11 protein-coding genes are annotated in these 10964 nt (G+C 62.0%); 9 read left to right on the top strand and 2 right to left on the bottom strand.

Going from position 1 to position 10964, the window contains the following annotated elements; genetic code table 11:
- Positions 1–467: 467 nt before the first annotated feature.
- Entirely contained in the window at positions 468–1289 is an 822-nt protein-coding gene (locus CAG34_RS27085) for an aldo/keto reductase (protein WP_085593473.1), read from the bottom strand.
- Complete coding sequence (locus CAG34_RS27080) at positions 1277–2182, bottom strand: LysR family transcriptional regulator (protein ID WP_085593471.1); 906 nt, start codon at positions 2180–2182, stop codon at positions 1277–1279. The genes CAG34_RS27085 and CAG34_RS27080 overlap by 13 nt, the downstream gene beginning before the upstream one ends.
- Positions 2183–2322: 140 nt before the next feature.
- Here CAG34_RS27080 and CAG34_RS27075 point away from each other — a divergent pair, with 140 nt between their 5' ends.
- The 9 genes from CAG34_RS27075 (at position 2323) to CAG34_RS27040 (ending at position 10820) form a co-directional block, all read left to right on the top strand.
- Entirely contained in the window at positions 2323–3021 is a 699-nt protein-coding gene (locus CAG34_RS27075; RefSeq protein WP_015270421.1) for a CoA transferase subunit A, read from the top strand.
- A 35-nt stretch (positions 3022–3056) separates the two neighbouring features.
- Positions 3057–3713 carry a CoA transferase subunit B gene (locus CAG34_RS27070; protein WP_025339254.1) on the top strand — a complete coding sequence of 219 codons (657 nt, stop codon included), beginning with the start codon at positions 3057–3059 and terminating at the stop codon, positions 3711–3713.
- 190 nt (positions 3714–3903) lie between these two features.
- Positions 3904–5322 (top strand): short-chain fatty acid transporter, encoded by a 1419-nt coding sequence (locus tag CAG34_RS27065; RefSeq protein WP_085593469.1) that lies wholly within the window; start codon positions 3904–3906, stop codon positions 5320–5322.
- 186 nt (positions 5323–5508) lie between these two features.
- Positions 5509–6051 carry a helix-turn-helix domain-containing protein gene (locus tag CAG34_RS27060; RefSeq protein WP_085593467.1) on the top strand — a complete coding sequence of 181 codons (543 nt, stop codon included), beginning with the start codon at positions 5509–5511 and terminating at the stop codon, positions 6049–6051.
- 252 nt (positions 6052–6303) lie between these two features.
- Positions 6304–6480, top strand: a complete 177-nt coding sequence (gene eppA, locus CAG34_RS29065) for an EPS-associated small membrane protein EppA (protein ID WP_075045301.1) — start codon at positions 6304–6306, stop codon at positions 6478–6480.
- Positions 6481–6723: 243 nt separating this feature from the next.
- Positions 6724–7281, top strand: coding sequence for a polysaccharide biosynthesis/export family protein (locus tag CAG34_RS27055; protein WP_085593465.1), 558 nt, complete (start codon positions 6724–6726; stop codon positions 7279–7281).
- Positions 7282–7305: 24 nt separating this feature from the next.
- Positions 7306–8421 carry a hypothetical protein gene (locus CAG34_RS27050; protein WP_085593463.1) on the top strand — a complete coding sequence of 372 codons (1116 nt, stop codon included), beginning with the start codon at positions 7306–7308 and terminating at the stop codon, positions 8419–8421.
- A gap of 19 nt (positions 8422–8440) precedes the next feature.
- Positions 8441–10003, top strand: coding sequence for a Wzz/FepE/Etk N-terminal domain-containing protein (locus tag CAG34_RS27045; protein ID WP_085593461.1), 1563 nt, complete (start codon positions 8441–8443; stop codon positions 10001–10003).
- Positions 10004–10013: 10 nt separating this feature from the next.
- Complete coding sequence (locus CAG34_RS27040; protein WP_085593459.1) at positions 10014–10820, top strand: CpsD/CapB family tyrosine-protein kinase; 807 nt, start codon at positions 10014–10016, stop codon at positions 10818–10820.
- The last annotated feature ends 144 nt before the right edge of the window (positions 10821–10964 follow it).

Genomic DNA, 10964 nt, shown 5'->3' with positions numbered 1-10964 from the left:
ACCATGACCGCATCAGGCTGAAACTCAATGGCCTGAGCCCTGTCAGCTACAGGACTCAGGCCACTGGCTAAAACTGTCCAACTTTTCGGGGGCAGTCCAAAAAGCGATTCCGTGCCAGTCGCTACATGCGCGTCGGTGCCGGGAACGCGCTGATGGAAGTGAGCCCGCTGTTAAATGGCCTTGCACGAATCCCGACCCTTGCGCGGTCCCCTGTGGGAGCGGGCAAGCCCGCGAAGCAGGCACTGCGGTGCATGGCACCGGCTCTGCCGGTGTTCGCGGGCGCGCCCGCTCCAACAGGAGTCTCGCCGTAGTCCGGATTGCGCTGACCTGTAGGAGCGGCCTTGCGTCGCGAAAGGGCTGCGTAGCAGCCCCAGGATTTCGGCGTCACTGCAGATAATGCTGGGGCCGCTTTGCGGTCCTTTCGCGACGCAAGGCCGCTCCTACAAAAAACGATTCCGTGCCAGTCGCTACACCATCGCCAACCGCTGCTTGCGCGTCGGTGCCGGGAACGCCCGGTCGATCGCCCGCAGGTCTTCGCTGGTCAAGGTCAGCATACCCGCAGCCGCATTCAACCGCACATGCTCGGGCGTCACGGCCTTGGGGATGGCTATCACCCCGTCATCACGGGTCACCCAGGCCAGGCTGACCTGGGCCGCCGTGGCACCATGGCGTTCGGCAATTTCCGCCAGCACCGGGTGCTGCAGCAGGCGCCCGGCCTGGGCCAGCGGGCAGTAGGCCATGGTCGGCAGCGCGCGCTTTTCGCACCACGGCAACAGGTCGAACTCGATGCCACGCTGGGCCGGGTTGTACAGCACCTGGTTGGTGGCGCAATCGGGGTTGTGCAGTTCGCGCAGGTCGTCGACGTCGAAATTGGAAACACCCCAGCGCTTGATCTTGCCTTGCTCGCGCAAGCGCTCGAAGGCCTCGACGGTTTCCTCCAGTGGGTGCTGGCCACGCCAGTGCAGCAGGTACAGGTCGATGCAGTCGGTGCCCAGGCGCGTGAGGCTGCGCTCGCAGGCCGCTGCCATACCGCGCCGGCTGGCATTGTGCGGGTACACCTTGCTGACCAGGAACACCTGGTCGCGGCGCCCGGCAATGGCCTGGCCAACCACTTCTTCCGCACCACCTTCGGCATACATCTCGGCGGTATCGATCAAGTTCAGGCCAAGTTCGATACCCTGTTGCAGGGCCGCCACCTCGGCCGCCTTGCGGGCCGGATCTTCACCCATGTACCAGGTGCCCTGGCCGATGGCCGGAACGCTCGAACCTGCCAGTTTCACGTAACGCATGTCACCTCCGGGATGCGGGTATTGGAAAGCAGTACCTCGAGCAGCGCTTGCGCCGCCGTGGAAAGCTTGTGTTCGCTGAGGGCAATCACGCCGATGCGGCGCTCGACCGTGGGCTCGACCAGGGTGACGCAGCGGGCGCCAAGCTCCTGCATCTGGTTGATGCACAGTGCCGGTACGGCACTGACCCCCAGGCCACTGGCAACCATGCGGCCGATGGTCGACAGCTGGTGGCTCTCGAAAGCCACCGCCAGTTTGCCGTGGTGGGCGGCCACGTTCTGTTCCATCAGCAGGCGCACCGCCGAAGGGCGTTGCAGGGCCACGAAGTCTTCGGCCAGCAACTGTGCCCAGCTGACCTGGGGCAGCTGCGCCAAGGGCGAATCGGCGGGCACCACGGCGACGAAGCGGTCCATGTACAACGGATGGAAATCCAGGCCATCGATGTTGTCCGGTTCGAAGCCGATGCCCAGTTCGACGCGGCGATGGCGCACCAGTTCCTGCACCTGTTCGTTGATCACATCGTGCACCGTGACGTTGACCTTCGGGTAACGCTGGCGAAATACCTTCAGCGAGTAGGGCAGCAGGTTGCCAGCAAAGGCCGGCATGGCCGCCACTGAAACCCGGCCCAGTTGCAGGGTGAAACGCTGGCGCAGCATTTCTTCGGTGTCGTCCCAGTCGGCCAGCAGGCGCCGCGCCAGTGGCAGCAGTACCTCGCCCTCGGCAGTCAGGCTGACGCTGCGTGTGGTGCGGCTCAGCAGGGCGCCGCCAAGGTTTTCTTCCAGGGCCTTGATGGTCAGGCTCAGGGCCGGTTGCGAGACATGCAGGTGTTCACCGGCCTGGGCGAAGCTCTGGTACTTGGCCACAGCGACAAAGGCGCGCAGTTGCTTGACGTTCATGACAGGCCTTTTGGTTGTTTTGCAAAAGTTATCAATCGATGATGAAAACAAAATTAACAAATCAGTCGCTTGCGGTGAAGATGTCCCCACACGCTCACCGACAGCCTCGTCGGTTCAACAACTACAAAAGGCGGATCAGCATGGCCGGACTGGACAAGCGCGTTGCAACCTATGAACAGGCCCTCGAAGGCCTGACCGACAACATGACGGTACTGGCTGGTGGTTTCGGCCTGTGCGGCATCCCGGAAAACCTTATCAGCGAAATCAAGCGCCGTGGCGTCAAGGGCCTGACCGTGGTCTCCAACAACTGCGGTGTCGATGGCTTTGGCCTGGGCGTGCTGCTGGAAGACCGGCAGATCCGCAAGATGGTCGCTTCCTACGTGGGCGAGAACGCCGAGTTCGAACGCCAGCTGCTGAGCGGCGAGCTGGAAGTGGAACTGACCCCGCAAGGCACCCTCGCCGAGAAAATGCGCGCCGGTGGCGCCGGCATCCCGGCCTTCTACACGGCCACCGGCTACGGCACCCCGGTTGCCGATGGCAAGGAAGTGCGCGAGTTCAACGGCCGCAAGTACATCCTCGAAGAATCCATCACCGGCGACTTCGCCATCGTCAAGGGCTGGAAGGCCGACCACTACGGCAACGTGGTGTACCGCAACACCGCGCAAAACTTCAACCCGCTGGCGGCCACCGCCGGCAAGATCACCGTGGTCGAAGTGGAGGAGATCGTCGAACCTGGCGTGCTGCTGCCCAGCGAGATCCACACCCCGGGCATCTACGTGGACCGCGTCATCGTCGGCACCTTCGAAAAGCGTATCGAAAAGCGCACCGTCAAGGCCTGAGCGCCATCCACCAGAACAACAAAGAGATCCTGACCATGGCACTGACCCGCGAACAGATGGCGCAACGCGTCGCCCGTGAACTGAAGGACGGCTACTACGTCAACCTGGGCATCGGCATTCCGACCCTAGTGGCCAACTACGTACCCGCCGACATGGATGTGATGCTGCAATCGGAAAACGGCCTGCTCGGCATGGGCGAATTCCCCACCGAAGGCACCATCGATGCCGACATGATCAACGCCGGCAAGCAGACCGTCACCGCCCGCCGCGGTGCCTCGATCTTCGATTCGGCGCAGTCGTTCGCCATGATCCGTGGCGGCCATGTCGACCTGACCGTGCTCGGCGCTTTCGAGGTGGATGTGCAAGGCAACATCGCCTCGTGGATGATCCCGGGCAAGCTGGTGAAGGGCATGGGCGGCGCCATGGACCTGGTGGCCGGTGCCGAGAACATCATCGTCACCATGACCCACGCTTCCAAGGACGGCGAGTCCAAGCTGCTGCCGCAGTGCAGCCTGCCGTTGACCGGTGCTGGCTGCATCCGCAAGGTGCTGACCGACCTGGCCTACCTGGAAATCGAAGACGGCGCCTTCATCCTGCGCGAGACTGCGCCCGGGGTGAGTGTTGAGGAAATCATCGAGAAAACCGCCGGCAAGCTGATCGTGCCGGATGATGTGAAGGAAATGACCTTCTAATCTATCGCCGCGCACCGCCCCTGTAGGAGCGGCCTTGTGTCGCGAAAGGGCCGAAACGCAGCCCCGCGATTTTGGCATCGATGCCGAGATCGAGGGGCCGCGTTGCGGCCCTTTCGCGACGCAAGGTCGCTCCTACAGGGGTTTTGCATTTGCTGATGTATCCGATAAAACCAATAAAAGGAATTGAACTGTGGCCGCTGAAATCCAAGACAGCCGTTCCGCGCGCTTTGCCTTGCGCTGCTCCAACTGGGCCGAACGCTGGTTCCCCGATTCCTGGGTGTTCGCCGCCCTGGCGGTGCTGCTGGTGTGCATCGGCGCCCTGGCCATGGGCGCCAAGCCGACCGACACCGCCAAGGCCTTTGGCGATGGCTTCTGGAGCCTGATCCCGTTCACCATGCAGATGGCCTTCGTGGTCATCGGCGGCTATGTGGTGGCCAGCTCGCCGCCCGCCGCGCGGCTGATCGACCGCCTGGCGCGCATCCCCGGCAATGGCCGTTCGGCAGTGTGCTGGGTGGCGCTGATCTCGATGCTGGCATCGCTGCTCAACTGGGGCCTGTCGCTGGTGTTCGGCGGCCTGCTGGTGCGCGCCCTGGCCCGGCGCACCGAACTGAAGATGGACTACCGCGCCGCCGGTGCAGCCGCCTACCTGGGCCTGGGCGCCGTGTGGGCGCTGGGCCTGTCTTCGTCGGCGGCGCAACTGCAGGCCAACCCGGCCAGCCTGCCACCGTCGATCCTGTCGATTACCGGGGTAATCCCGTTCACCGAAACCATCTTCCTCTGGCAGTCCGGCGTGATGCTGGCGGCGTTGGTGGTGGTCTCGCTGGTGATCGCCTACGCCACGGCCCCGGGCCCGCACAGTGCGCGCAGCGCCCAGGACTGTGGGGTCGACCCCAGCTTCACCGCGCCACCGGCACCCCAGCGCACCCGCCCGGGCGAGTGGCTGGAACACAGCCCCATCCTGATCCTGCTGCTGGTGGCCCTGGCTGCCGGCTGGCTGTACCAGGAGTTCGCCACCAAGCCGGCGATTACCGCCATTTCCGGGCTGAACACCTACAACCTGTTGTTCATCATGCTCGGTGCCTTGCTGCACTGGCGCCCGCGCAGTTTCCTCGATGCGGTGGCGCGCGCGGTGCCGACCACCACCGGGGTGCTGATCCAGTTCCCGCTGTATGGCTCGATCGCGGCCATCCTCACCCAGGTGAAGGGCCTCGACGAGCAGACTTTGGCCCACCACATTTCGCTGTTCTTCACCCAGATCGCCACGCATGACACCTATGCCGTGCTGATGGGCGTGTATTCGGCGGTGCTGGGCTTCTTCATCCCATCGGGTGGTGGCAAGTGGATCATCGAGGCACCTTACGTGATGCTGGTGGCCAATGACCTGCAGTACCACCTGGGCTGGGCAGTGCAGATCTACAACGCCGCCGAGGCCTTGCCGAACCTGATCAACCCGTTCTACATGCTGCCGCTGCTGGGGGTACTGGGGCTCAAGGCACGCGACCTGATCGGCTTCTCGTTCGTGCAGTTGCTGGTGCACGTGCCACTGGTACTGGTGTTGCTGTGGGCATTGGGTACGACGTTGCAGTACCTGCCGCCGGTGATGCCGTAAAGTCGGGCCGCTGCGCGGCCCATCGCTGGCAAGCCAGGCTCCCACATCGACTGCATTGGCCCCAAGCCATGCGCAGTACCTGTGGGAGCCTGGCTTGCCGGCGATGGGCTGCACAGCAGCCCCAGCATTTCCTGAGCAGTCCACGTATGATGGCCAGGCTGCCTTCGCCTGGGAAACCCGCGTCACATGTCTATCCGATTGAAACTGCTGCGAAAGAAACTGGGGATGACCCTGGAGCTGCTGGCCGACAAGACCGGCATGACCAAGAGCTACCTGTCCAAGGTCGAACGAGGCCTGAACACCCCCTCGATCGCCGCCGCGCTGAAGCTGGCGCGGGCACTGAATGTCAATGTCGAAGAACTGTTCGCCGAAGAGCAGGCCGGCCAGAGCCGCTACAGCCTGGTGCGCCATGGCGAGCGCCAGGCCCTGGTGGGTGACGGGGCAGGGCCAGGGTACGCGGCCCTCACCAGCCAGGTCGGGCAGCGCAGCCTGCTGCCTTTCCTGATCCAGCCGCCGATCGAGTTCAGCGACCCCACGTTCAAGGAACACCTGGGCGAAGAATTTCTGTTCGTCCACGCCGGCCAGGTGGAGGTGGACTTCATGAACGAGCGGGTGCTGCTGGAGCAAGGCGATGCCTTGCATTTCAATGCCCAGACACCCCACCGGCTAAGGTCGGTGGGGCCGCTGCCGGCGCAGTTGCTGGTCGTGGTACATCACGCAGACGAGTAACACGCTGGGGCACCAAAGTGCCCCACGGCCTTGCCTTTCTCAGCGATGAAACTCTGGCGCCACCAATGCAGCGCCCTTTGCTCAATTTGTGTGTCGATATTTTGACTGTATTGTCCGGCGCCCATTGAATTTTATTATAGTGTCGAATCGTTGACGCAATGTCATTGTGTTCATAAGCTCAATTCAACAGTGAAACAACTCCCGAACACCACGCCAACAAATAGTTGATTTTCCTCTTTACAGGAGGGGCGTATGCGCACGGCTCTGATTATCAAATCGATGTCTTTGCTGGCACTGATGAGTGGCGCGGCGCGTGCGGCGGATATGTATATCAATCAGAACAGTATCATCCCTGTTTCAACCGCAGGGTGGTTCTTTGCATTTGCTGTCGTTGGCTTTGTGGCAGTCGCCAACAGGAAACAGATCTGAGTCCGCCAGCCTGGGTTTAACCCTTGACACCAGCGGCCCGGGGCCTGGCTTGTCAATTCCCCAGCCGTTGCTATATTGCCAGTAGCCCGTGCAGGTCCACGGTTGCAGGCACACAGTGTCAAGGCAAGGCCTCTGGAAGATCGAGGCCATCGCGGTTGGTGTATGCCGCGAAGCGGAGCGAGAGTTGGTGTGTTGTTCTCATTCAGTGCTCTTTGTCGGGCCTTTTCGGCCGGAGGGACCCTCATGGTGCGTTCAATGTTTGCCGCGTTCTGCATGCTGATGGTGTGGTCTGGTGCCGGTAAGGCCGACCCGCACAGTACTACCTACCTGCTCAGCCCCGGCGATGTGGTGATGGTTTCGGTATGGCAGGAAGACAGCCTGCGCCAGGAAGCCACCGTACTTCCCGATGGCAGTATCACGTTCCCCCTGGCCGGGCGCATCGATGTTGCCGGGCTGGATGTGACGACCGTTGAAAAACAAGTGGCTGCCAAACTCGAGAAGTTTCTCCCCGACCCGAATGTCAGCGTTGTCGTCAAGAGCATCGCCGGCAACCTGGTCTATGTACAAGGCAAAGTGATCAAGCCCGGGCCGGTACAAATGGCAGGCCCTACCGCAGTGCTGCAGGCTTTGAGCATGTCGGGCGGCCTCGACAAGTTTGCAGATGAAAGCGAAATCAAAGTGGTGCGTGGCACCGGCGCTTCCCAAAAAATTCTGCCCGTGCGATATAGAGACCTGGTGTCTGGCCGGGATATGTCCACCAACATCCAACTGCAGGCTGGCGATACGCTGGTCGTTCCTTGATCTTGCCTTTAATAAGAACACTTAATGCCTCTTCTAAGAACAACTAGCATTGCAACGGCAATCTTGGTGTTGCCGTTTACGGACACAGTCCTGGCAGCAAATTGGCAGTCTACGGTGGTGGTACCGACATCCGTCGAACATGACAGCAACCCCTTGCTGCTGTCGTCGGGTGAAAAGGGCATAACGCGCACGATCATCGCGCCGGATTACACCCTGATCGGTACCTTCGACCGTGACGAACTGAGGTTGGGGCTGGGCGTGCATGTATTGCGCTCGTCCGACACGGCGGTGGTCGACAACCGTGAGGACCCCGACGTTAGCCTGGGCTGGCAGCGCCAGACCGAGCGCGGGCGGTTTGGCCTGCTGGCGCGTTACAACGAAAGTTCGACGCTGTCGGGAACGGTGCTGGATACCGGCGTGGTCACCACCGATGGCACGCAAAAGCTGTATACGCTGGCCGGCAACTGGAGCCAGGCGGTTACCGAACGCAGCACCTTGAGCAACGAAACCACGTACAACCGTGCCCGTTATGACATCAGTACGCTGACGGGTTACGAAGAACTGGGCAACGTGTTCACCTGGACCTACGCCTGGAGCGAGCGGGCTGATCTGTACAGCCGCTTTGGCGCCCGGCGCTATGAGCCCGAGCAGGACCAGACGGCGACGGCGTCCAACAGCTACAGCCCGGCGGTCGGGGTCAAGTACCAGTTCTCCGAACGCCTCAGCGCCGATGCTCATGTGGGGGTCACCGAGGTTTCCGGTGACGAAGGTGGCCGACGCGGGGAGGGTGGGGTAGCGCTGCTGTATACCGGTGCGCGCGCCGTCGCCAGCTTTACCGCCGAACGCAGCACGGTGGCCAGCGCCGAAGGCGGCTTCGCCGAGCTGGACCGGGTGCGCGGTGTGTGGAGTTACGCCGTCAGCGAATTGACCCGGGTGGGTGCGGACGCTGCCTGGCAAGACAGCAAAGGGCAGACCCCCAACACCCTGCAGACCTACAGCGTGTGGGCCAGCCGCGAGTTTTCGCCGTACTGGGACCTGCGCCTGTCGCTGATGTACAAGGATCGGCAGCAGGATCATGAAGCTGATGCGAACGCTACGATCGTGGGTTTGACGTTGACGTACAGGTACCCCGACATCTGAACTTCAGGCAGGTGGCCCCATGAAGTCCGACTACGAGCTCTCCCTCAGAGATTACATCGCCATAATCAAGGACCGGGCCCTGTTGTTGGGGGTGAGCATCGTAGTCATCCTGGCCGCGACCGTCGCTGTCGCAGTGATGGTGCCGCCGATCTACCAGTCGACCGGCACCATCCTGGTGGAGTCGCAGCAGATTTCACCCGAGCTGGTATCGACCAACAACACCAGTTTCGCCGATGAACGCATCGAAGTGATTCGCCAGCGGGTGATGACCCGAGAGAACCTGCTGCGCATCATCGACAAGTACAACCTGTTCCCCGACAAGCGCTTCAGCGATAGCGACAAGATTGACCACATGCGCAGTGCCATCGTGGTCGAAACCCTCACCACCTATGTACGCGGGCGTGGCGAAGCGACCGTGGCGTTCAATGTGTCCTTCGAGCACAAGCAGCCGGAGGTGGCCAAGGAAGTTGCCGACGAGTTGGTCACGCTGTTCCTCAACGAGAACCTCAAGCAGCGTACCGAGCGGGCCAACGAAACCACCGAGTTCCTCACCCAGGAGGCGAACAAGCTGGGTGCCGAGCTGGCCAGCCTGGAAAACCAGCTGGCGGATTTCAAGCAGGCCCACGCCAATGCCTTGCCCGAGCACCAGACCTTGCGCATGAACATGCTGTCACGCTCGGAGCTGGAGTTCCGCGAGGTCGACCGTGATTACAAGGCCGCCCAGGAAGAGCTGCGTTACCTTGAGCTGGAACTGTCCGCGGCCAGTGCCGGGCTGGCTACCAAGGTCGGCGAAGGCCCCAGGGTGGCCAGTGCCGAGCAGCCCCAGGACCTGCCCAGCCTGAAAGCCGAGTATGCCCGGCTGCTGAGCCGCTACAAGGAAGCCCACCCCGATGTGGTGGCGGTCAAGCGCAGGATCCAGGCGCTCGAAGCCAGTGGCAATCGCACGGCTGCGGCCTCCACGGTCGGCCTCGATGTCGCCCGCGTGCGCGCCAAGATGAGCGCGGCACAGGTGCGCATTGCTTCGCTGGCCGAGCAGAAGCGCGAGCTGACCCGCAAGATGGAAGGCTACGAGGCCGAGATCCTCGAGGCGCCGCAGGTCGAGCGTGGCCTGGTGACCTTGATGCGTGACCACGACAACGCGCGCAAGAAGTACGAGGAAATCCGCGCCAAGGAAATGGGCGCGAAGATCACCGAAAGCCTCGAGCAGGAGAACAAGGCCGAGCGCTTTGTGCTGCTGGAGCCACCGCTGATGCCCGAGAAACCGATCAAGCCCAACCGCAAGAAAATCGCCGCGCTGGGCCTGGTGCTGGCACCGGCAGGTGGCGGTGCGCTGGTGATGTTGCTGGAAATGCTCAACCAGCGCATTCGCGGCGTCGGTGCCTTGGAAAACCTGCTGGGCAGGCGGGTGCTGGTGGCGCTGCCATACATCGATACCAAGGCCGATGTGGCCAGGCGCAAGCGTTGGCGCAACTGGCTGATCCTGGCTGCACTGGTGCTGGCGGCTATCATGGTGGTGCTGGTGCACGTGTTCTACATGCCACTGGATGTGCTGTTGTTCAAAGTCATGTCTCGGTTTGCATAGGAAAGCAGTGATGGACAGGACCAAGCCGGCTGTTGGCAATAATCTTCACCAGGTTACCCCAGGTACCCCGCAGGCCTTGTCACCCGCCCCAGGTACGGCGCTGGTGGAAGTGCCTGGCCAGTTCGATTACGTGAACACCAAGGTGGTGCCGCTGCGCGCGGAGCACCTGGAGCGTCACCGTATCGTCGCCTACAACAAGAACTCCAACATGAACGGGCCGATCGACCTGCTGCGCACGCAAGTGCTCAGGACCATGGACGAGAATGGCTGGCGAACCTTGGCCATCACCTCGCCAACCCCTGAAGCAGGCAAGACGGTGCTGTCGATCAACCTGGCCATGAGCATCGCCCACCACACCACCAAGACTGCGTTGCTGGTGGACTTCGACCTGCGTCGGCCCAAGGTCGGCAGCAGCCTGGGCCTGCCCATGGACCAGGCGTTGAACGAGTTTCTGACGGACAAGGCCGAGCTGCAGGATTGCCTGGTCAACCCGACCTTGCCTCGATTCGTGGTACTGCCCACGCGGGTACCGGTGCCGTTGTCTACCGAAATGCTGTCGTCGCCCAAAGTGAACAACCTGATCAGCGAACTGCGCAACCGCTACGAGTCGCGCATCTGCATTTTCGATTTGCCGCCGTTGCTCAGCTCTGACGATGCGATCACCGTGATCCCCAAGTTCGACTGTGTGCTGCTGGTGGTGGCCAACGGTATGAACAACAGGAAGGAAATCGAAGATTGCCTGCATCACCTGGCCAGGGTGAACCTGGTGGGGACGGTATTGAACAAGGCTGACGAGCAGCCTCGGACCTATTATTGAGGCACAGGATTCTGGGGCTGCGTCGCAGCCCATCGCGACACAAGGTGAACTGGCCTAATGATCCCGGACACCTCTTAAGGGCGATATGATTCGCCCAATCAGGAGGTTCCATGCAAGAACGAAAGACCTACACCCGCGAGTTCA

The organism is Pseudomonas sp. B14(2017) (assembly GCF_002113255.1).
Classification (GTDB): domain Bacteria; phylum Pseudomonadota; class Gammaproteobacteria; order Pseudomonadales; family Pseudomonadaceae; genus Aquipseudomonas; species Aquipseudomonas putida_Z.
Note: the sequence above shows the minus strand (reverse complement) of the source record. Positions and strands in the feature narration are given on the sequence as shown.

Excerpts from the sequence above, each read along its gene's own strand:
- CAG34_RS27040 (WP_085593459.1), top strand. The coding sequence starts at position 10,014 with ATGGACAGGACCAAGCCGGCTGTTGGCAATAATCTTCACCAGGTTACC.
- CAG34_RS27085 (WP_085593473.1), bottom strand. The coding sequence starts at position 1,289 with ATGCGTTACGTGAAACTGGCAGGTTCGAGCGTTCCGGCCATCGGCCAG.
- CAG34_RS27045 (WP_085593461.1), top strand. The coding sequence starts at position 8,441 with ATGAAGTCCGACTACGAGCTCTCCCTCAGAGATTACATCGCCATAATC.
- CAG34_RS27080 (WP_085593471.1), bottom strand. The coding sequence starts at position 2,182 with ATGAACGTCAAGCAACTGCGCGCCTTTGTCGCTGTGGCCAAGTACCAG.
- CAG34_RS27050 (WP_085593463.1), top strand. The coding sequence starts at position 7,306 with ATGCCTCTTCTAAGAACAACTAGCATTGCAACGGCAATCTTGGTGTTG.
- eppA (WP_075045301.1), top strand. The coding sequence starts at position 6,304 with ATGCGCACGGCTCTGATTATCAAATCGATGTCTTTGCTGGCACTGATG.
- CAG34_RS27055 (WP_085593465.1), top strand. The coding sequence starts at position 6,724 with ATGGTGCGTTCAATGTTTGCCGCGTTCTGCATGCTGATGGTGTGGTCT.
- CAG34_RS27060 (WP_085593467.1), top strand. The coding sequence starts at position 5,509 with ATGTCTATCCGATTGAAACTGCTGCGAAAGAAACTGGGGATGACCCTG.
- CAG34_RS27070 (WP_025339254.1), top strand. The coding sequence starts at position 3,057 with ATGGCACTGACCCGCGAACAGATGGCGCAACGCGTCGCCCGTGAACTG.
- CAG34_RS27075 (WP_015270421.1), top strand. The coding sequence starts at position 2,323 with ATGGCCGGACTGGACAAGCGCGTTGCAACCTATGAACAGGCCCTCGAA.